This window comes from Rhizobium sp. SG2393 (assembly GCF_042610495.1).
In the GTDB taxonomy this organism is placed as follows: Bacteria; Pseudomonadota; Alphaproteobacteria; order Rhizobiales; family Rhizobiaceae; genus RU20A.
This window is the reverse complement of sequence record NZ_JBHGAP010000001.1, coordinates 265,008-286,107: the sequence shown is the minus strand read 5'-3', so window position 1 is coordinate 286,107 and position 21,100 is coordinate 265,008. Positions and strand designations below refer to the sequence as shown.

Annotated in this window: 18 protein-coding genes and 1 pseudogene; 15 read left to right on the top strand and 4 right to left on the bottom strand. The window is 65.8% G+C overall.

Annotated features, from left to right (window positions below):
* The 7 genes and pseudogenes from ACED18_RS01360 (at position 1) to ACED18_RS01330 (ending at position 5,293) form a co-directional block, all read left to right on the top strand.
* Entirely contained in the window at positions 1-975 is a 975-nt protein-coding gene (locus tag ACED18_RS01360) for an alpha-ketoacid dehydrogenase subunit beta (protein ID WP_377288287.1), read from the top strand.
* Between the two features lie 11 nt (positions 976-986).
* A pseudogene (locus ACED18_RS01355) lies at positions 987-1,448 on the top strand (biotin/lipoyl-containing protein); the annotation flags it as partial.
* A gap of 102 nt (positions 1,449-1,550) precedes the next feature.
* Positions 1,551-2,297, top strand: coding sequence for an alpha/beta fold hydrolase (locus tag ACED18_RS01350; RefSeq protein WP_377290967.1), 747 nt, complete (start codon positions 1,551-1,553; stop codon positions 2,295-2,297).
* Positions 2,298-2,374: 77 nt separating this feature from the next.
* Positions 2,375-2,698, top strand: coding sequence for an NIPSNAP family protein (locus ACED18_RS01345; RefSeq protein ID WP_377288285.1), 324 nt, complete (start codon positions 2,375-2,377; stop codon positions 2,696-2,698).
* Between the two features lie 2 nt (positions 2,699-2,700).
* The gene (locus ACED18_RS01340) at positions 2,701-3,552 is read left to right on the top strand and encodes a hypothetical protein (protein ID WP_377288283.1); all 852 of its coding nucleotides are present in this window, start codon (positions 2,701-2,703) and stop codon (positions 3,550-3,552) included.
* 27 nt (positions 3,553-3,579) lie between these two features.
* The gene (locus tag ACED18_RS01335) at positions 3,580-4,503 is read left to right on the top strand and encodes a 3-hydroxyacyl-CoA dehydrogenase NAD-binding domain-containing protein (protein WP_377288281.1); all 924 of its coding nucleotides are present in this window, start codon (positions 3,580-3,582) and stop codon (positions 4,501-4,503) included.
* Between the two features lie 40 nt (positions 4,504-4,543).
* Complete coding sequence (locus tag ACED18_RS01330; protein WP_377288279.1) at positions 4,544-5,293, top strand: SDR family oxidoreductase; 750 nt, start codon at positions 4,544-4,546, stop codon at positions 5,291-5,293.
* 46 nt (positions 5,294-5,339) lie between these two features.
* On the opposite strand, the gene ACED18_RS01325 is transcribed toward ACED18_RS01330, so the two are convergent.
* Positions 5,340-6,101: an NAD(P)-binding domain-containing protein gene (locus ACED18_RS01325; protein ID WP_377288277.1), complete on the bottom strand. Its 762-nt coding sequence runs from the start codon at positions 6,099-6,101 to the stop codon at positions 5,340-5,342.
* A 134-nt stretch (positions 6,102-6,235) separates the two neighbouring features.
* On the opposite strand from ACED18_RS01325, the gene ACED18_RS01320 reads away from it, so the two are divergent.
* From ACED18_RS01320 to ACED18_RS01290, 7 genes are all read left to right on the top strand, one after another.
* The gene (locus ACED18_RS01320) at positions 6,236-6,994 is read left to right on the top strand and encodes a GntR family transcriptional regulator (RefSeq protein WP_377288275.1); all 759 of its coding nucleotides are present in this window, start codon (positions 6,236-6,238) and stop codon (positions 6,992-6,994) included.
* A gap of 150 nt (positions 6,995-7,144) precedes the next feature.
* Positions 7,145-8,284: a branched-chain amino acid ABC transporter substrate-binding protein gene (locus ACED18_RS01315; protein ID WP_377288273.1), complete on the top strand. Its 1,140-nt coding sequence runs from the start codon at positions 7,145-7,147 to the stop codon at positions 8,282-8,284.
* Between the two features lie 157 nt (positions 8,285-8,441).
* The gene (locus ACED18_RS01310; protein ID WP_377288271.1) at positions 8,442-9,392 is read left to right on the top strand and encodes a branched-chain amino acid ABC transporter permease; all 951 of its coding nucleotides are present in this window, start codon (positions 8,442-8,444) and stop codon (positions 9,390-9,392) included.
* Positions 9,392-10,402 carry a branched-chain amino acid ABC transporter permease gene (locus ACED18_RS01305; protein ID WP_377288269.1) on the top strand — a complete coding sequence of 337 codons (1,011 nt, stop codon included), beginning with the start codon at positions 9,392-9,394 and terminating at the stop codon, positions 10,400-10,402. Before ACED18_RS01310 ends, ACED18_RS01305 begins: the two co-directional genes overlap by 1 nt.
* On the top strand, positions 10,399-11,229 hold the full coding sequence (locus tag ACED18_RS01300) for an ABC transporter ATP-binding protein (protein WP_377288267.1): 831 nt from the start codon (positions 10,399-10,401) through the stop codon (positions 11,227-11,229). Before ACED18_RS01305 ends, ACED18_RS01300 begins: the two co-directional genes overlap by 4 nt.
* Positions 11,153-11,902 (top strand): ABC transporter ATP-binding protein, encoded by a 750-nt coding sequence (locus ACED18_RS01295; protein WP_377288265.1) that lies wholly within the window; start codon positions 11,153-11,155, stop codon positions 11,900-11,902. Before ACED18_RS01300 ends, ACED18_RS01295 begins: the two co-directional genes overlap by 77 nt.
* Positions 11,895-13,187, top strand: a complete 1,293-nt coding sequence (locus ACED18_RS01290) for an NAD(P)/FAD-dependent oxidoreductase (RefSeq protein ID WP_377288263.1) — start codon at positions 11,895-11,897, stop codon at positions 13,185-13,187. Before ACED18_RS01295 ends, ACED18_RS01290 begins: the two co-directional genes overlap by 8 nt.
* A 113-nt stretch (positions 13,188-13,300) precedes the next feature.
* On the opposite strand, the gene ACED18_RS01285 is transcribed toward ACED18_RS01290, so the two are convergent.
* The gene (locus ACED18_RS01285) at positions 13,301-16,813 is read right to left on the bottom strand and encodes an AAA family ATPase (protein WP_377288261.1); all 3,513 of its coding nucleotides are present in this window, start codon (positions 16,811-16,813) and stop codon (positions 13,301-13,303) included.
* Complete coding sequence (locus tag ACED18_RS01280; protein ID WP_377288259.1) at positions 16,813-18,105, bottom strand: exonuclease SbcCD subunit D; 1,293 nt, start codon at positions 18,103-18,105, stop codon at positions 16,813-16,815. Before ACED18_RS01280 ends, ACED18_RS01285 begins: the two co-directional genes overlap by 1 nt.
* Positions 18,106-18,302: 197 nt before the next feature.
* On the opposite strand from ACED18_RS01280, the gene ACED18_RS01275 reads away from it, so the two are divergent.
* Positions 18,303-18,770: a MarR family winged helix-turn-helix transcriptional regulator gene (locus ACED18_RS01275; protein WP_377288257.1), complete on the top strand. Its 468-nt coding sequence runs from the start codon at positions 18,303-18,305 to the stop codon at positions 18,768-18,770.
* A 103-nt stretch (positions 18,771-18,873) separates the two neighbouring features.
* On the opposite strand, the gene ACED18_RS01270 is transcribed toward ACED18_RS01275, so the two are convergent.
* The gene (locus ACED18_RS01270) at positions 18,874-21,066 is read right to left on the bottom strand and encodes an esterase-like activity of phytase family protein (protein WP_377288255.1); all 2,193 of its coding nucleotides are present in this window, start codon (positions 21,064-21,066) and stop codon (positions 18,874-18,876) included.
* Between the last annotated feature and the right edge of the window lie 34 nt (positions 21,067-21,100).

Below are 21,100 nucleotides of genomic sequence, written 5' to 3'. Positions count from 1 at the left end.
ATGGCGATGATGCGATATGCCGAGGCGCTGAATGCAGCGCTGCGCGAGGAGATGCAGGCCGACCCGACCGTCTTCCTGTTTGGCGAGGATGTCGGCCGCTATGGCGGCGTCTTCAAGGTCAGCAAGGGGTTGATGGAGGAGTTCGGCGAACTGCGCGTGCGCGACACGCCGATCTCCGAGCAGGCGCTGACGGCCATGGCCGTGACGGCGGCGATGACGGGCACGCGGCCGATCCTCGAAATCATGTATGCGGACTTCATTCCGCTAACGCTGGACGCCCTCGTCAACCAGGCCTCGATCTACAATTATATCTGGGATGGCCAGGTGAAGATGCCCTTCGTGCTGCGGACACAGGGTGGCGGCGGCGCCGGTGCCGGTGCGCAGCATTCCAAGGCGCTCGATTCCATGCTGGCCCACATTCCGGGCATCAAGGTGGTCGCCCCCTCCACGCCGGCCGATGCCAAGGGCATGCTGAAGGCGGCGATCCGCGATGACCAGCCGGTCGTCTTCCTCGAGCACAAGCTGCTCTACAATGTGCGCGGCGAGGTGCCCGACGGCGACGTGATCGTGCCGCTCGGCAAGGCCGCCACGGTGCGGACCGGCAAGGATGTCTCGATCTTCGCCACCTCGAAAATGGTGGTGGAGGCCACCAAGGCCGCCGATCTTCTCGCCGCCGATGGTATCTCGGCCGAAGTGATCGACCTGCGCTCGCTGCGCCCGCTCGACGTCGGCGCCATCGTCGCCTCCATCGCCAGGACGCATCATGCCGTGGTGGTGAACGAAGGCTGGCGCTTCTGCGGCTATGCAGCCGAGCTTTCTGCGACGATCATGGACCATGCCTTCGACGAGCTGGATGCGCCCGTCGCGCGCGTCACGCTGCCCGACATGCCGATCCCCTATTCCGAACCGCTGGAAACCGCGATGCTGCCCAATGCGGAAAAGATCCGCGCCGCAGCCCTCGCCACCCTGAAGTGAACGAGGCGAGCATGGCGACCTTCCCCATCAGCATCGACAGCGCCGGCGGCGAATATATGGAGAGCGTGCTCATCGTCAGCTGGGCCAAGCGGCCCGGCGATGCCGTGACGGCCGGCGATCTGCTGGTGACGGTAGAAACCGCCAAGGCTGCGACGGAGATCGAGGCCGAGCGCAACGGCTACCTCGCCGCCATCCACTTCACCGAAGGACAGGAAGCGCCCGTTGGCGCCGTGCTCGGCACGCTGTCCGATACTGAACCTCTTCCCGCCGGTGCCGCCGTCCCAACCACGGCTGAGCCAATGCCCGGCGGAGAGCCGGACGCCGCCCAACTGCCGGCCCCTGCCGCGGTCGCGGCGTCCGCAGCCTCATTCCCACATCGGCCGATCGCAAGTCCGCTGGCGCGCAGACTGGCGAAGGCTTCCGATCTCGACCTTGGAGCCTTGTCCGGCAGCGGCCCCAACGGCCGCATCAAGCAGCGCGACATCGCCGCGGCACTCGCCGCACGCACGACGCCCGCGGCGATCCGTGTCAACGAGGCGCCGGATGCCTCCTCCGGCCCGCTCGGCCCACCGCCCGTGGCAGCGCCGACGCGCCCGCTGGATCCGATCGTGCTGCTGCACGGCTTCGGCGCCGATCGCAGCCTGTGGCGACAGGTCATTCCGCTTCTGCCGGCTTCGCGCGATGTGATTGCGCTGGACCTGCCCGGCCATGGCAGCGAGGCGGCGACAGCCGTGTCGAGCATCGACGCCATCGCGCTTGACCTGTCGGATCGACTGGAAGCCCTCGGTGTTTCCCGTGCCCATCTGGTCGGCCACTCGCTCGGGGGCGCAGCCGTCCTCGGCCTGTCGGCCCTTGGGCGTGTTGCGGTGCGCTCCGTGACGCTGTTTGCGCCGGGGGGACTCGGACCAGAGATCAACGGCGGCTTCATCAACGGCCTCAGCAGCGCGACCAGCGCAGAAGCCCTCGACCCCTGGCTTGGCGTGATGGTTGCGGATCGCGCGGTGCTGCCCGCCGGCTACGCGGCTGCGGCTTTCCGGCAGATGCAGCGCACCGGCAACGCCGCGACGCTTGCCGCCATCGCGGAAGCGCTGTTTCCGGGCGGCACACAGGGCTTTACGCTTCAAGCCGCGCTCCTGGCGCTTACCGTGCCGACCCGGATCGTCTGGGGCCGGATGGACCGCGTCGTGCCGCCAGTGCATGCGCAGACGGCGCCCGGCTTTGCTGCTGTCCATCTTCTCGATGGCGTCGGCCATGTGCCGCCGATCGAGGTGCCCGCCCTTGCGGCCCGCCTGATCACGGAAACGGTGCTCAGCGCCGGCTGACGTCTTTGTCCCTTCGCTTCCGCGCAGGCGGGAGCGGTCCTGTCACGAGAGAGCCCGCGCGGGCAAAGGAGCCGACCATGATCTTCGACCATCGCACCTACACGGCCCGGCCAAACAAGCTGCAGCACTTTCTCTCGCTCTACGAAGAGGTCGGGCTGCCGATGCAGCGGCATTACCTCGGCGAGCCCTTCGGCTTCTTCCAGACCCATATCGGCGATCTCTCCCGCACGGTGCACCTGTGGAAATATGACAGTCTTGCCGATCGCGAAGTGCGTCGCGACCAGATGGAGGCTGATCCAGAATGGCAGGCCTACCGGCGCAAGGTGATCGAGACCGACTACCTGCTCGACATGCGAAACCAGATCCTGAAGCCCGTTTCCTTCTTCAATCCCGGCAAATGAGCATGGATCTCCTCTTCTCCGCCGAAGGCCAGAGCTTTCCGATCCGGCTCGTGGACGGCGCGCCACGCACGCTGGCGGCCCTTGTCGCAGCGCTGCCGATGACGCTCCAGCTGCACACGCCGAAGATCGCCGGCAGCCACATCTTCTGGCACGCGCCCTTCGTGGAGGATGTGGAGGGCTCCACCCACGTGCTCGACGCCAAGGCCGGCGCCTTCATCTACTGGCCGGTGCGGCAGTTCCTGGAGATTACCTTCGCGCCCCTGCAGGCCGAGACCGCGCATGTCACCGTACTCGGCCATCTCGATGCACCGGTCGAGGGCATCGCGGCGCTTGCTGCGGTGCTAAAGCGTGACCAGGGCCGACGGATCCTTTCGGGTTCGCTCAGCGCGACGACACAGACCGCGCCCATTCCCGCACCGACGCGCCTGCCGCAAGACATCGTTTCCGCCCGCAAGGCGCTCTGGGCGGAGATGCCCCAGGACATCGCCGGCATCACGGCGTCGCGGGCCATCATGCATCCGGCCGGTCCGGTCTTCATGGCGGAATCGGAAGCGCGTGTGCTGCACGAGCTTCTCTGGTGGCTCCGCAGCGCCATCGGCCGGCGCGACGAGGCGGTGCTGCGCCAGTCCGCGGCCATCGCGCTCGACAAGACCGCGACGCGTCTGCGCGACTTCTGCCATCTGGACACGACGCCGGCGCTCCTCTTCCGGCTGGCGACAGCCATGGAAGAGCCGCACGACTTTTCGGTCCTCATCGATGAGGCCATCCTTGCGGCCGGGCGCATCGGAGCCTGGATCGATCTGCTCATTCCCTGGAACGACCTCAACGAGGCCTTCCGCACCGCCATCGACTGAACATCCTGATCTGAGGAAAGGCTGACCATGGAAAAGCTTCGTATCGGCCTTGTCGGGTTCGGCGTCATCGGCCAGCGTTGGGCAGCGGCCTTTGCCCATGCGGGGCACGATGTGCAAGCCTACGATCCCGGCGGCGGGCGCGAGGCTGCCTTTCAGGACAGCCTGCCGGGCCTTATGGCCGATCTCGACGGACTGCGCGGACCGCAGGCAGCACCGGGTTCGATCCGGCTCTCTCCGACGCTCGCCGAAGCGCTTGACGGCGTGGCATTCGTGCAGGAGAGCGGGCCTGAGGACATCGCGCTGAAACGCAAGCTGCTGGCCGAGATCGAAGCGCATGTCGGCGACGACGTTGTCATCGCCTCGTCCTCTTCCGCCCTGCTGGTGTCAGAGATGCAGGCCGATTGCCGCCTTCCGGGGCGCATCGTTCTCGGCCATCCCTTCAACCCCGCGCATCTGATGCCGCTTGTGGAAATCGTCGGGGGCAAGGCGACGGAGCCAAGGGCGATCGAAACGGCACGTGCCCTTTACGAAGCGATCGGCAAGAAGCCCGTCTGCCTCAATCGTGAAATCACCGGTCATCTGGCGTTGCGGCTGATGGGCGCCATGTGGCGCGAGGCAATTGCGCTGGTGCGCGACGGTGTCGCGAGTGTGGAGGATGTCGATCGTGCCTTCATGTACGGCCCGGGTCCGAAATGGACGCTTCAGGGTGCTTTCATCTCCAATCAGCTGAACGCCGCCGGAATGGCGGATTTCCTGAAGAAATACGGACCGACCTACGAGGCCATCTGGGACACACTGCTCGATGCCCGCCTAGACGCCGAAACCGTCAATGCCGTGGTCGCATCCACCACCGAAGCCGTTGCGGGCCGCAGCCAGGACGACCTCAAGACCGCGCGCGAAGCGGGGCTCGTCGACGTGCTGCAAGCCGTCGCCCGCCACGGCGCGCTCTGAGCGCGCTTGCTTCTTCCCAGCCTCACCGGAGAACCCAGCCATGCGCTACAAGACCGCCCTCGTAACCGGCGCCTCCAAGGGCATCGGCGCCGCCATCGCCGCCGCTCTTGTCGAGGCGGGGCTGACCGTGCATGCGGTGGCCCGCGATGCTCCGGCGCTGGCAGGCCTTGCCGACCGGCTGGGACCGCGCTTCGTTCCGCAGCCCGGCGATGTGCGGGCGCTCGATCCGCTCATGGCGCGGCTCTCGGGCGAAGAGATCGACGTGCTCGTCAACAATGCGGGAGGCCTGGCCACCGTGAAGCCCCTGTGGCAGCAGACGGCCGAGGAGACGGCCGATGTGGTGGCGCTGAACCTTACCGCTCCGTTGCAGCTCATTCAGGCCGTGCTTCCGGGCATGGTGGCACGCAGGCGCGGGCATATCTTCAACCTGACAAGCACGGCCGCAAGCGGCGTCTTTGCGGGTACCGCCACATATGCCGCCGCGAAGGCGGCCCTCTCCCATGCCGGCAGGGTGCTGCGCTACGATCTTGCGGGCACCGGCGTGCGGCTGACGGAGATCGCCCCCGGGCGGGTCGAGACGGATTTCTACCTGAAGGCTTTCGAGGGCGACCGGGATGGATTGCGCGAGCGGATGTACACGCATCAGCGTCCGCTGCGCCCCGAGGATGTCGCAGCCGTTCTGATGGCCGCGATCAGCCTTCCAGACCATGCCGATGTCGCTGAACTTGTCCTCGCCCCCACCGAGCAGGCGGCGGGCGGCCATGTCTATCCGAACGCACCGGCGGTGTGAGGCACACCAGACGAGGTCAGACCGACACAGAGCAGGACCACGGCCCTCAACCGCCTCCATCACCCTTTCGAAGGCGCGCCAGGACGGCGTCGCAGGCTGCGCGCCAGGCGGCGGGCTGTCCTGCCGCGTCAAGACGGTCCAGTCCGAGTTCCGTGATGCCGCCGGGTGTCACGAGATCGGCCAGCAGGCGCTCCATCGGATCGTCCTTTTCCGCCATCATGCGGCCGGCGGCGACAAAGGTCAGGGCAGCGAGCCGGCGCATGGTCTCTGCGTCACCGCCGGCCGCCGCTGCCCAGACCGCGCTTTGGCGGATCAGATCCTGCGCCCAGCCATAGACTGCGGCATTGACCGTCGCGATCTCGAATTCCGCTTCACCGGTGAGAGCGATAGCGGGGCCGATTCGCGACAACAAAGCCCGAGCCATCGGATCATCCGGAAAAAAGACCGTGGGGCTTGCGCCGATTTCGGAGGCCGTCAACGGCATGGCGCGCACGATGCTGGCCGGCCCCGCGGCAAGACCGGCGATCGGGACGCCGGCACAGGCGGAGATCAGCACCTGCCCCGCCCGCCACGGAAGCCCTGCGACGGCGCTTGCAGCATCGGCCGGCCGGACGGCGAGAAAGACGAGATCGGCGCGGGCGACGAGATCGGCATTGTCGCGGGCAAGGGCAAAACCGTGGGCGGCGGCGAGCGCCTGACCCTTGCCGCGCGGCGCAAGGAGGACGGTCGACGGGTCGATGCCGGAGCGCTGCAATCCGGTGATCACGCTCGCAGCAAGATGCCCTACCCCCAGAAATCCGATCTTCATCGTCTGCCTCCCGCACGCTGACGGCACCGTGATGCCTTGCCCATCCTCGCGCTTGCCACGGGCATCGTGTTCGGCAACAAGGAAGCCTGACAAACTGTCGACACCCGTTTCCGCCGAATCGCTCCGGAGCCGCCATGACCGAGATTGCCGACCTTACCGACCTCAATGGCGCGGAAGCCGAAACGGAGACCCGACGCTCCGCCGACAGCAGTGAACGCGCCTATCACGCGATCCGCAAGCAGCTGGTCGAGTTCAAGCTGAAGCCCGACGAGCGCATCAATGAAGTTCAGCTGTCGCGCAGCCTTGGCGTGTCGCGCACGCCGATCCGGGAAGCGCTCAACCGGCTGGCCTCCGAGGGGTTCGTGTCTCTGAAGCCCAACCGCGGCTTCTTCGTGCGCAGCCTGTCCACCGAAGGGCTGCTCGACCTCTACGAGCTTCGCTCGATCATCGAATGCGCGGCCTTCCGGCTGATGTGCGAGCGGGCCGAGGACGACCAACTCGCGCGCCTCCAGGCCTATTGGGATGCGATCGTCGAGGATTATCGCACCCATCCGCCCGATGTGATCCTCGCAGAGGACGAAGGCTTCCACCTGCTGATCGCCGAACTCTCGGGAAACCCCGAACTCTACAACCAGCTTGCCGCCATCAATGCCCGCATCCGCTTCATCCGCCGCATCCAGATCGAGCACCGGACCCATGACATGCGGCAGGTGGCCTCCCATTCCGCCATCGTCGACGCGGCCATGCGGCGGGATGTCGATAAGGGTGTCGAGCTTCTGCGCCAGCATATCGAAATGACCGTCTCCGCCACGCAGCAGGCGTTGAAGGACGCACTGCTCAAGGTTTTCGCACCTGATCTCACCGAGGCCAAACCGCGTCGCCGCCGTGTCTGACATCGAAAGGAATAGAGCGCCGCAAAATTGAACGCAATAGTGTCGACACTTTCTTGACGCCCGTCCCTTTGTCTGCTTCCATGGCTTTATCGGCAAGAGACCGGAAAGGCCTGCCAGATCGCTTTCGGGAATCTCAAAAAGGGGAACAACATGACGTTCGCACGCACGCTTTGCCTCGGCGCCTCGCTTCTGGCGACTTCCGCGCTTTTCACGCCTGCCCTTTCCACGGCGGCGCATGCCGAAGAAATCGCGATCGGCCTTGCCGGCCCGCTCTCCGGCCCGCAGGCCTATTTCGGCACGACCTGGCACAATGGCTTCAAGCTCTACTGGGACAAGCTGAACGCTGCCGGCGGCGTCAACGGCACGACGGTTGCCTACGAGCAGGAAGACGACAAGGCCGATCCGCGCGAAGGCACGCTGGTCGCCCAGAAGTTCTGCGATGACGACAAGGTCGTCATCGGGCTCGTGAACTTCAATTCCGGCGTCGCGCAGTCCACGCTGCCCATCTACGAGGAATGCGGCCTGCCGACCATGACCTTCGGCTCCAACCCCGCCCTGACGCATCAGGGCTACAAGATGATGGTGCGCCCGGTCGCCAACGACCTTGCCGGCGCGCTCCTGCCGGCTGAATATGCGCTGAAGACGCTGGGCGCCAAGTCGGCCGTCGTCGTTTCCGACAAGCAGGTCTTCGGCCAGGGCATCTCGGAAATCTTCTCGAAGAACTTTACCGATGGCGGCGGCAAGGTGCTGGATACGCTGGCCGTTGCACCGACCGACGTCGATTTCACCGCCGTTCTCGCACAGATCAAGACAAAGGCACCCGACGTCATCTATCTCGGCGCCGTCATGCCGCAGCTTGCCCTCTTCGCCAAGCAGATGCACGAGCAGGGCGTGAAGGCGACGCTGATCGTTCCCGACGGCGGTTATACGCCGGACTACATTGCCCAGGCCGGCGAAGCCAATGTTCAGGGTTCGATGGTCGCGATCCAGGTTCCGCCGATGGATGCCTCGCCGGAAATCGCCGAATTCGCCAAGCTCTACAAGGAGAAGTATGGCGAGGAAGCCGGCCCCTACTCGATCTACGGCTACGTCCAGGGCCAGATTCTCGAGGAGGTCCTGAAGACCACCAAGGGCTTGACCCGCGAGGACATGAATGCCGCCCTGCATGCCGTGAAGGTCAAGACGGCCGTTGGCGATCTTGAATTCGACGAGATCGGCGAACTCAAGGTCGCCCCCTCCTACCTCTACAAGGTGGAAGGCACGAAGTTCGTGCTGATCGGCCAGAAGTAAGCCTTTTGCCACGTGGTCCGGCCGGGATTGCCCCGGCCGGCAACGTCGCCGCGCAACCGGGGCTTTCTTGCCAAGCAAAGCGCCGGACGCGCATCCTCTCCCTCGTGATTTGCCGAGGCGCGCCGCGCTGCCGGAGATCCCGCGAACGGGAACGCCCATGCTGGGAACCATTCTTCAACAGACGGTCAATGCGCTGACCATCGGCTCGATCTATGCCCTGATCGCGCTCGGCTACACCATGGTCTACGGCGTACTGCGCATGATCAACTTCGCCCATGGCGAGATGTTCATGCTCGGCGCCTATGCCGCCTTTCTCGTGCTGGCAGCGCTTGTCGGCGATGTCGGCGGTGCCGGGGCTTTCGCGCTGACCATCGCCTTCTTTGCCGCGGTGATCGCCATCGGCTTCGTCGGTGTCGGCATCGAGCGGCTGGCCTACAAGCCCTTGCGCAACTCGACGCGGCTCGCGCCGATGCTCTCCTCGCTCGGCGTCTCGCTGTCGCTGGTTACCGGCGTGCAGATCATGGCCGGGCCGCAGCCCGTCGCCTTTCCGAACTTCTTCCCGGCCACGCGCTATTCCGTGCTCGGCGGCACGATCACCTCGGTGCAGATTGGCATTCTCATCGCCGCCTTCGTGCTGATGTTCGCGCTCTATCAGCTCGTCAACCGCAGCCGCATCGGCATCATCGTGCGCGCTGTCTCGGAAAGCCGGCCGACGGCGCAGCTTCTCGGCATCAACGTCAACCTGGCGATTTCCATGGTGTTCTTCAGCGGGCCGCTGCTTGGCGCCGCCGGTGGCATTCTCTACGCCAGCTACTACGGCATCATGAGCCCGACCATGGGCGCGGTTATTGGCCTCAAGGCCTTCACCGCCGCGATTCTCGGCGGCATCGGCTCCATTCCCGGTGCCATGCTTGGGGCCTATATCCTGGCCTTCGTCGAGGTCGGCGGCACCGCGCTGCTTCCCACCCTCACCGGCGGCCTGCTCGGCACCGAATATCGCGACGTTCTCGCCTTCGTCATCCTCATCCTCGTCCTTCTCGTGCGCCCGGCCGGCATTCTCGGCGAGCCGGTCTCGGAAGAGAGCATGGTCTACAAGAGGGAGTTCTGATGTCCGTCGCCGACAGCACCCCGGCCCCGTCCAGGAGCGCGGCGAAACGGCCGGGCACCCGGCTCGTCGCCTTCCTGATCCTCGCCGCCGTGATCGCGCTTCTCGCCATCACGCCCACCCTGCCGAATTACTACATCCGCGTCGTCAACGGCCTGCTCATCTACATCCTGCTCGGCATCGGGCTGAACATCGTCATCGGCTATGCGGGCCTGCTCGATCTCGGCTTCGTGGCCTTCTATGCGGTCGGCGCCTACACCTACGGGCTGCTTGCGAGCCCGCAATTCGACCTGCACCTGCCCTTCCTGCTGATCGTCGTCATCGCGGCCTTTCTCGGCATGGTCACCGGCATTCTGCTGGGCGTTCCCGTCCTCAAGCTCAGGGGGGACTATCTCGCGATCGTGACGCTCGGTTTCGGGGAGATCATCCGCATTCTCCTCAACAATCTCGGCTGGCTGACCGGTGGGCCACAGGGCATCGCGCGGCTCGACAAGGCTTCGATCGCCGGCATCGACATCGCCAAGCCCGTCGAGATTTACTGGCTGCTGCTGGTCACCGTCATTCTCGTCGCGACCGTCGTCTGGCGCATGGAACGTTCGATCCTCGGCAAGGCCTGGGCGGCGATCCGCGAGGACCAGGATGCAGCGCGCGGCATCGGCATCAACACCACCAATGCCAAGCTCGCGGCGTTCGCGACCTCGGCGACCATTGGCTCGATCGCCGGCGTGATCTTCGCGGCCTCGCAGCGCTTCGTGAGCCCGGAGAGCTTCACCCTGCAGGAATCGGTGCTGATCGTGCTGATGATCGTCATCGGCGGCATCGGCAATATTCTGGGCATCGTCGCCGGTGCGGCCATCCTTATCCTGCTGCCGGAAGTGCTTCGCGAGTTTGCCGAATGGCGCATCCTCTTCCTCGGGATCCTGATGATCGTTCTCATCATCATCCGGCCGGGCGGCATCGTGCCGCGCACGTTCGGACCCGAACAGTTCTTCCGGAGGCTTTTGGGCAAATGACGCTCGTCTTCCAGAACCTGCGCAAGCAATACGGCGCAAACGTCGCCATCGACGACGTCTCGACCAGTTTCGAGCCGGGCCGGATCCACGGCATCATCGGGCCGAACGGGGCGGGCAAATCGACGCTCATCAACATGACGGCCGGATCCTACACCGTTTCGGCTGGGGAAATCCGGCTGGATGGCCGACGCATCGATGGTCTCAAGAAATACGAGATCGCCAATTCCGGCATTGCCCGCACCTACCAGAACATCCGGCTTTTCGACCAGATGACGGCCCTCGAAAATCTCGAGGTCTGCTACTATCCGACCGATGTGGGGAAAAGCTGGCGGGAAATCCTCTGGCCGCCCTACAGCCGCCGCCAGAAGAGCCGCCGGCGGGCCGCCTGCATGGAAATCCTGCGCTTCTTCGGCCTCGAAGGCTATGCGGAAGCCGAAGCCGGCAGCCTGCCTTACGGGCGCCAGCGCATGCTGGAAATTGCGCGGGCGCTTGTCATGAACCCGCGCGTCCTGCTGCTCGACGAACCCGCCGCGGGCCTCAACCACCACGAAACGGCCGAGTTGACGGCCAAGCTCGCCGAGCTGCGTTCACCCGATCGCGTCATGATCATCGTCGAGCACGACATGGACCTGGTGATGACGCTCTGCGACATCATCGTGGTCATGCATCACGGGAAACTTCTCTTCAAGGGCACGCCGGCCGAGGTGCAGGCGAGCACGGATGTCCAACTCGCCTATCTGGGGACTGCCAATGACATCGACGAAATCCGGGCCGCTGCTGAAGCTCGCCGGGCTCAGCTCGGGATACGGGCGCGTCAGCGTCCTTGAAGGCATCGACCTCGAGGTCAACGAACAGGAAATCGTCGTCATTCTCGGCCCGAACGGCGCCGGCAAGACGACGCTTCTGAACTCGATCTCGGGCGTGGCGCGCCCCACGGCCGGCACGATCCATTTCGAGGGGCGCGACATCACGGGATCGCGGCCCGAGCAGGTGGTGCGCATGGGCCTGACGCACTGCCCGGAAGGACGTCAGATCTTCCAGCGGCTGACGGTCGAGGAAAATCTGGTCGCGGCCCATATCGGCCGGGCCGGCAAGAGTTTCGAGGCTTTGCGGACAGAGGTCTTCGAGCTCTTCCCGATCCTGAAGGAGCGGCGCAACGGCATGGCGAGCCGCATGTCGGGCGGCCAGCAGCAGATGCTCGCCATCGGCCGTGCGCTGATGGCCGAGCCGAAGCTTCTGATGCTCGACGAACCGTCACTTGGGCTCGCGCCGAAGATCGTGCACCAGATCTTTCGTATCATTCTTGATCTATCCACGACGGGAATCTCGATCCTGCTGGTTGAACAGAACGTGCAGCTGGCGCTTGAATGCGGTGATTACGGCTACCTGCTCAATACGGGCCGCGTGCGCCTGCACGGGCCGTCGAAGGAGATGGCCGAACATTCCGCACTCGGCGAAGCCTATCTCAGCGCCGCCACAGGAGAGACAATCCATGTTTGAGGTGGACTGGAAGACGCCGCATCTTTGGCGCAAGACGGTATCGCCTCGCAAGACTGCGCCGGCCCTTGCCGGCGACATCACGAGCGATGTGCTCGTTGTGGGCGGCGGCTTTACCGGAATGGCGGCCGCGCTGGGGGCGCGCGACAGCGGCGTCAACGTCGTCCTGCTGGAAGGCAACGAGATCGGCTCGGCCGCATCCGGCCGCAACAATGGCCTTGTCATCTCCCACCATTCCAAGGCCTCTCCCTCTGAATATGAGGCGGCCTACGGGAAGACCCATGGCGAGCGCTACAACAGGACCGTTGCCGATGCCGCAGGGGTCGCCTTCGGCCTCATGCAGCGCTTCAACATCAATGCCCACCAGGTGCAGGAAGGCTGGATCCAGCCCGCCCACACGGAAAAGACGCTGGCGCGGGCGCGCACCTTCCACGACGAATGGAAGGCTTTCGGCGCCAATGTCTCCTGGCTTGACCGCAAGGCGGTGACAGACGTCATCGGCAGCCCCTATCTCGGCGGCTGGAAAGTCCACAATTCCGGCCACATCAACCCTTTTGCCATGACGATCGGGCTTGCAGGCGCGCTGGAGCGCGAGGGCGTGACGATCTACGAGAACACGCGCGGCACGCGGCTCGAAAAGGTTGACGGTGGCTGGCGGGTTCACACCGCCATGGGCAGCGTGACGGCGCCGGAAGTGGTGCTGGCAACGAATGCACTGACCGGCGACATCTGGCCGGGGCTCAAGCGAACATTGATTCCCTTCAAGGTCTTCCAGTCGGCAACTCATCCACTTTCTGCGGATCTGCGCTCGAAGATCCTCGTGGGCAATCCTGCGGTTTCCGACATGCGCAGCGACCTGCGCTACTTCCACTACGACATCGACAACCGGCTCGTCAGCGGCGGCACGCATACGGTCTGGGTCAACGAGGCCGATCGCGGTCGGGCCAAGGTCGCGCGCATGCTGAACAAGGCCTTCGCGGCCTTCGGAGGCGAGCCGGAGATGGTGGAATACTGGCACGGCACCTTCGCGGTCGTTCCGGATCGCCGGCCCCGCCTATACCGTCTGGCGCCGGGCCTTGTCTTCGGCGGCATCTATTCCGGACGCGGCGTGGCGCTGTCCCTGTCTCTCGGACAGGAAATCGGGCGGTGGGCAGCCGGGCGGCGTACCGATGCGCAGATGCCGCTTCCCGTCACCACCATGAAGCCGGTGCCGTTCCATCCGGTCGCCGTTGCCGTGGCCAATGCCATGCATCCTTACCATCGCTATCAGGACCGCAAGAGCGGCTGATTTCCGGGCGTATGGCCGAGGATACCGGCGGCACCGGGCAAACCTTCCATCTCCCTGTCTTCACGCGACACGGACACAAACCCGCCGGCAGATCTGTGCCGGACGGGCTCTTCCTAGAGCCGATGGATCCGGACGGCCGGGCATGCCTGCCTTGCGATCTCGCAGAGATGTTCGTGGTGCGTGAGGTAGATGACCTGGCCGACAGTGGCCATGTCGCCCAGCAGGCCGAAGGTGCGGCCTGCGCGGGCGTCGTCGAATGTTTCCATGATGTCGTCGGCGATGAAGGGCAGCGTTTCGCGGCTTTGGGCCACTTCACGGTAACCGGCGATGCGCAGCGCCAGATAGAGCTGGAAGCGTGTCCCCTTGGACAGATCGGCTGCCAGTTTCGAGCCGCCGGCAGCCGGCACCGCGATCAGCCGTTCGCGACCGCCATCGGCCTCCGAGGCCAGGCCGGAATACTCGCCTGCGGTAATCGCCGAAAACGCGCTGGAAGCCGCCTGAAGCATGGCGCTGCGATGGCGTTCGCGGTAGAGGCGCAATGCCATTTCCACCGCGCCCGTACCGGATTTCAGCGCCAGATAGGCGCGCGCCTCCCGCTCCATCGCCACCAGGATGGTCGCCCGGCGCGTTTCGAGCGCCGCGACGGCATCGCCGGCATCGACGGCGGCCAGGCGCCGTTCTTCCTCGCGCAGGCCGGCATAGGCCTCGCGCGCTTCCGTCTCGAGGGCGGCGAGGCGTCCGGCGAGATCAGCGGCGCGCGCGTGAAGTTCCACGGTATCGACGGCAGCCAGCCGCGCCTCGGCCTCCTCGACCGTATCGACATTGAGGCGCGTCGCGAGATCGAGGCCGGTTTCGCTGAGGCGTTCGGCGAGATCAGCCTGTTCGCGGGCCCGCTCCATGGCTTCAGCAATGGCGGCAAGATCGCTGCGGCCAAAGAAGGCCGCCATCTGTGCCACAGCGGCATCATGATGCAGGCGTCGGGTAGCAAGGGCCTCGCGATCGACACGCAGGGCGGCGAGGCGCGCATTGAGCTGTCCCTGCGCCTCGCGGATCCGCCGGGCTTCTTCGTGGCGGGCGGTCACCGCAGCCAGACGCGCCAGAGGGTCGAGCCCATCCTGGCCAGCATCGCCGGCGTCTGCACCCGGCATGGCGGGGCCAAGCGCGAGCACGGAGGTCAGGAATGCCTCGCTGTCTGCCCTCATCCCCTCGATGCGGTGGCTGAGATCCGCGTGACGCTCCGCAAGCCGCTGCAAGGGCGCAATGCGCGCCAGCAGGCTCGATAGAGCCTGACTTTCGCCGGCAAGCTGGCACGTGGCGGCGAGATCGTGCAACCAGGTGCCCGATGTCGCCGCCTGCCACTCACCCTGCCAGTCGGCCAGCGCCCGACGCGCGACTTCTTCGGCACCGGCACGTGCCATCAGATCCGTCTCAGCGGCGGCAAGCTGTTCGGCGCGACGCTGGGCAGCCATGCGGTCCCGCTCAAGACCTTCCAGACGCTTTTCGGCAAGCGCCAGAACAGGCGCAAGGCGTCCGGCGGCGGCAAGATCGGACAGGGCCGGATCGCCGAGCAGGCGAAAACTGTCGGCCAGTGCCGCCGATGCCGACGCCTCTGCCATGACGGCGGCGGCCGCTTCGGCGCGTGCCACCTGCTCTTCGTCCATCAGCGCGGAGCACTCAAGGAGACGGCTCTGGCGGGCGGCGATCTCGTCGAGCGAAGCGGTGTCGGACAGGCCGACGGCCTTTGCCAGCCGGCCGGCTTCGTCGGCAAGCTGGCGCTGCTGTAGCTCGGCCCGTTCCAGTTCGACCCTGAGGCCTGAGAGGCGGGTCGACGATGCGGCCAGTGTTGCGTCGAGGCTTCGAAGGGATGCGACGCGATCGGCCGCAGCGAGACGCGCAACGGCCTGGGCATCCACGGCCACCATGGCAGCCTCGAAACGCGCCGCACTCGTGCGATCCAGCCGCTCGACATGGTCGCGCCAGAGCGCAGTGCGCTCGGCCATCAGCCGGGCGGCAGCCGCGTCGTCAATGCCGGAATCGCCGGTTGCGAGCGCGGCGCGCCGGGCCTCGTCCTGCAGCAGCGCCTGCTCCATCGCCTCGACCTCGGCAGAAAGCCGGGCGCGGCGTTCGGCGCTTGCCTCGTGCCGGCGGCGCAGATCGGACAGGGTCTCGGGCTGTAGCGGTGCCCGACGCAGCAGCGCGCGGGCGTCGTCCTCCAGGAGGTCGAGCCGCACGAGAATGGCGGCCTTCATCACTTCCGTCTCGGACCGTTTCCGTTCGGCGGCGGCGCGGCGCGGCATGCTTTCGCTGCGGCGCGCTTCGGCAAGCGCTGCCTGAAGGGCGGCGATGATGGCGGCGTCCGGCGCAGTCGGCGCGCCATCCACCTCGGCGCGCCGGCTGTCGCGTCCAGCGCGCGCCCGGCGCGTTTCCTGTTCGGCGGCGGCCAAGCGCTCCTGCAAGCCCGAACGGGCGAGCGCCAGGCGCTCCAGACGCGCAGCCGTTGCCTGCGGCAGCAGGAGCCGGCGCGGCGGAGTGCCGGCCGGCACGCCGATCTCGCGCGTCAGCTCCGCCATCTCGGTCTCGATACGCTGCAGCTCAGCCGTGCGGCTGGCAAGATCGCGCTGGGCGGTGCGGTAGCGCGCTTCCAGGTCGCTGTCGGCGAGTGTCTTCAGCGCCACGCCCAGCGCCAGGCCTTCATTGTCCGCCTTCAGCACCTCGCTTTCGGCCTTCAGGCGCTCCTCGTCCAGCGCCAGTCTCCGGCTCTCGGCATCGAGTTCGGCCGCCTCGCGCATCAACTGCGGCAGGCGCTCCTGCCATTCACGCGGCGGCACCGGTTCCGCAGCGTGGACAGCCAGCGCCTGACGCAGGCCAGTCAGGCGGGCGAGAAGCGGCAAGGCCTCCAGTTCGGCGCGGACCGCCTCGGCCTGCCGACGCAGATCGGAGAGACGGGTGGTCGCCTCCTCGTGCTCCTTCGCCCGCTGATCGCGCGCCTTGCGGATCGCGGCATAATCGCGCCAACTGACCTCCAGCGCCGTCTGCTCGGCACGGATCGCCTCCAGCTCGGCCTTCATTTCGGCCAGACGATGCTTGCGGCCCTGCGGGCGGAAAAACTGGTCGGCGCGGCCCCGCAATTGTTCCAGAACGGCGGCGGTGTCGGATAGACCGGAGCTTGCCTGGAAAAGCAGGCGGCCCAGTTCGCCCTCGCTCTTCAGGATCGCCTCACCCCCGTCTTCCAGCGAGACGTCATCGAGCGAGAACATTTTCTGGTAGCCGGCCCGGTCGAGGCCGCCGAGCACGCCTGTCAGAAGCGTTTCCGGCAGGGGCTGGTCATCGGCATTGACGAGCGCATTCTGCTGGCGCTTCAGCCGCGCCATGGTTTCGCGCCAGCCGCTGGCTTCCAGCACGCCGCCGACGCGCATGGTGCTGTAGGGATGAAGGAAGCCATAGGCGCTGCGGGCCTCGATGCCGAAGAGCAGGTCGAGCCAGGCGGAAAACAGCGTGGATTTCCCGGCCTCGTTCGGGCCGTAGACGATGTGCAGATCCGGCGATCCGGCAGCAGCGGCGCCGAAATCGATGCTGCGATCGGTGAACTTGCCGTAACGGGTAAGATCGAGGCGGGCGATGCGCATCAGAGGCCCCCTGCCCGCACCGGCGGCGCGGCCCCGTCGGACGGCGCGGCGCGCAAATGGGCGAGCACGTCGGCCGCGCCTTCGGCAAGGCTTGCCGCAGCAAGGGCCTGTGCCGCCTCTTCGCTATCGGCCAGCGCCACGCGGACCTCGTGCGGCAAGGCGCGCATGAGGTCGTCGATGGCAGCCAGCGCCTCGGATTGCGCGGCATGGGTTCCCAGCACGTCGCGGTCGAGAATGGCCGAGAGTTCGGCAACGGGATCGGCACCGTCGGCGGCGACCGCATCGCGGCAGTCGATCTCGACGCTTTCAATCCAGCTCATGCCACGCGAGGCAGCCAGGCTTTCCACCTCGGCGAGGAAGAGGTCGCGGTCGCGTCGCAGGCGCCAGGCGAGCGGGGTGGCGCCCGTCAGGATGACACGCAGGATGAGATGACCGTTGCGGCGGCTGTCGCGCAGGCTGCTCAGCGCCGCATCGATGCGGCCGAGAAGCGCGCGCCATTCCGTCGCGCCGCCGACATCGACAGAAAGACGTTCGAAGACCGCGCCGGCAGTGACGCGTTCCTCGATGCTGAGCCCGGCCTTCTCGTCGATGGTGACGAGGGTGACGCTGCGCTCGCCCGCCTCGTTGATGTCGCGGCCCTGCGGCATGCCGGGCATGACGATATGCGGCACTTCATGCCAGACGGTGCGCTTGTGCACATGGCCGAGCGCCCAGTAGTCGAAACCGTGGGCGACGAGATCGGCCACCGCGCAGGGCGCATAGGCATCGTGGCCGGGGCTGCCGGAAAGGCTGGTGTGCAGCAGGCCGATATTGATGGCATCCGGTGTCGGCGGCGCATAGGAGGGCAGAAGGCTTTGCGGCGCTTCCGGCTCGGCAAAGCTCACGCCATGGACCACGACCTCGCGCCCATCCGCCAGACGCCCGGCGACATGGCTGCGCTTGCGGCCCGAGAACAGATGCACGCCATCGGGCAGCGTCAGTTCCCGCGTCATCTTCGACAGCGCATCGTGATTGCCGCGGATGAGGAAGACGGAAATGCCGGCATCGGTCAGGCGCCGCAACTCCGCGACCAGGAAGAGCGCTGTGCTCATCGAGGTTTGTCCGCCGTCGTAGAGATCGCCGGCGATCACCAGCGCATCGACGCGCTCGGCAAGACACAGATCGACGATGCGCGTCAGCGCCTCGCGGGTGGCGCCGCGCACCAGTTCGGCGAGGTCGCCATTGCGCAGCGCCAGGCTCTTCAGGGGCGAGTCGAGGTGAAGGTCCGCAGTGTGGATGAAACGAAAGGGCATGACCGGGACATTGGCCCGCCAAAGTGCACTGCGTCAATTGCGTGCGGCAGCCGCTTTGCGGAATTTCTGCGGAAGCAGCGGACGGATTTGCTTTCAGGCTGCGGCGCGACGCGACTGTATCGACAAATTCCGGCTTTGCCGGTATCACAGATGAGCCGCCATTTGAAATGCGCCCTCATCATTACCATATAGTGAGCATGACCAAGGTACAGGACATATCGAACCGGATGTTCGAACTCTACCACGGCGTCCATCGTCTGGTAAACGAGACCATGTGCCAGGAGGGCGTGTCGCTTGCGCGCAGCAAGTTCCTGTTCTTCCTGCAACGCCTCGGCCCCTGCCGATCCACTGACATTGCCTGCGCGCTCAACTATGCGCCGCGCACGGTGACGGAAGCGATCGACGGGCTGGAGCGCGACCGTCTCGTTACCCGCGAGCCGGATCCGGAAGATCGTCGCGCGAAGATCGTGGCGATCACCGATCTCGGACGTTCGGTGCTGGAAGCCGCCAGCGCGCCCAAACAGGTCGTCATCGAGGAAATCTTCTCGACGCTCTCCGACGAGGAAATGGATCGCTTCCACGATCTCGTCGGCAAGCTCTGTTCGAAGGTGCAGACGATGCAGGCTGTGCGCGAAGGCACCGAGGTGAAGGACGCTGCGGAGTAACGATATCCGGACTCGCAGCTGCATCACGCAGCAGCGGGTTTGACGAACGACGAAGGCCGGACCCTTGCGGATCCGGCCTTTTTGCTGTCCGGGATGCGGCGGCTTACTTGGCGTCGATCTTGCCGATATCCAAGAACACGGTCTCGCCGGAGGCATCGTCCACGCCGTCATTGTCGGTCACGACATAGCCGGTGCCATCGGCAGCGATGGTGAAGCCTTCCACCTTGTCGAGCACATAGCCGCCATTGGCCTTGAGATCGGGAATGAGGTCGCGGACCTCTTCCTTCTTTACGACCGGCAGTTCGCCGCCGAGCTTGGCCGGCTTCAGCTCGGAGAGCGCGACGCGGTAGAGCTTCTTCAGGACGGCGTCCTTGCCGACCAGATTGTCGCGCTCGATGACATAGGCATAGTCACCGTGGACGGTGATTTCGGACAGACCGACCCAGCCCTTGCCGGCGGCTTCGAGCGGATAGGCGACGGCGCCCCATTCCTTCGAGGCGGGCGTGTAGGCGAGAAGCTTCACGAAGCCCTTTTTGTCGTCTTTCCATTCGCGCTGCACGGCAGCCCAGATCGTCGTGTCGTCGCCGCTGCCGACGACGGTCACGCCTTCGAGGCCGAAGCGGGTCTCGCCGGCCCGCAGCTCGGCGGGAAGCGCGATCTCTTCCTTGATGACACCCTTGGCATTCACGTGCAGCAGTGCGTTGGCATAGAGCTTGTCGGCATTGCCTTCGGAGGCGAGCCAGTAGCCGCCGCCGCCGTCCAGCGCCACGCCTTCGAGATCGAGCTTCTGGGCAGGCGCGCCGTCGCGCTTGACGACGAGCGCCTCCGTGATCTTCGCGGGCTTTGCCGTCGCATCGATCGTGTAGATGGTCGGCTGCGAGGAATAGACGCTGTCGGAGACGGCAACGAGCTTGCCGGCTTCGGGAAGCGCCGCCAGACCCGAGAGCGCGCCGAACGGGATGGGCGCCCCATCCTTCTCGATGGAGACGATCTGCGGATAGTTGGCAGTGCCTTCGGCGCGCTCGTAGATCATGACATGCGAACGGGCGCCGCCATCCTCGCCGAGATCGGCCTCGTTGGCGGTCGCCAGCAGGTTGCGGGCGGGAATGGCAACGGCGCCTTCCGGCGAGATGCCCGACGGCAGAAGCTGGAGAAGCTGCGGCTCGGCGCCCGTATCCTTGTAGACGCCGACGACGGAGGCGCGCTCGGCGAGCAGGAAGAACAGTTTGTCGGAACCAAACGTTGCGGCTTCCAGGCCTTCCGGCTCGACGCCCTTGGCGGCGGAACGCTTTTCCGGATAGTGGCCGATGCCGATCACGGCATGTTCGAAGGCGGCGTTGGATTCGTAGAGAACCTTGCCGGTCTTGTCGAAGATGGTGAAGCCACGCGAGCCGCCTTCATAATCGCCCTCGTTGGCCACCACGATGCGCTCGTCGTCCAGCCACTTCACGGCATCCGGCTCGCGTTTGCGGCCTTCCTGGTCATCCACGGGGCGGATAGCGCCGTCGCGCTTGGTGTCGATGCCCTTGAGATCAACAGCACCGGCAGAGAAGTGGCTGACGACCTTGCCCGCCTTGGCGTCGACGATGGCGATGTGGTTGTTTTCCTGCAGGGTGACGGCGATTTCGCCCTTGCTGTTGAAGGCGACGAATTCCGGCTCCGGATCGTCCCCGGCAATGTCCGACAGACCCGTCAGGGAAACGCGACGCAGCGAGGCGCAATCGACCTTGCCATTGGCGAGATTGACGATGACGAGATCGCCGGCCGGCATCTGCGGCAGCTTGCCGTCATTGACCTCTTCGTCGCGCTCGTTCTCGATTGCGACGGCAGCCATGGTGCCATCCTTGCTGACGGCAACGGAGTCAGGCTGGCCGCCAAGGGCGCAGGTCTCGTCAATCTTGCGGCCGGCGACATCGACCGTTGCCAGCACGCCCGAGGGGTTGGTGAAGCTTTCGCGCGTGTTGACGGCGACGAGCACCTTCTGGCCGATGGCGGCAACCGACGTCGGCTCGCCCTTCATGTCCAGCGAGCCGCCGGCCTTCGGCGCCTTGGCATCGGTGATGTCGATGAAGCCGATCGCCTTGTTGGGGCTGTCGGAATAGATCAGCGTATTGCCGTCGGGCGTCGCCGTGATGATTTCGGCAGAGGTGGTCGTCTTCTCGTCGGTGCCGGCAGGCAGGTTCTCGGCAACGGCAAAGGATGCGACGCGGTTGAAGACGGGTTCGGCGGCGGCGGGAACGGCAGTGGATGCGGCGAGCGTCGCCATCAGTGCCAGGTGCAGCGAAAACTTGTTCATGGGGCCCTCTCGGTCTTTGGAGACAGGGGCTCCG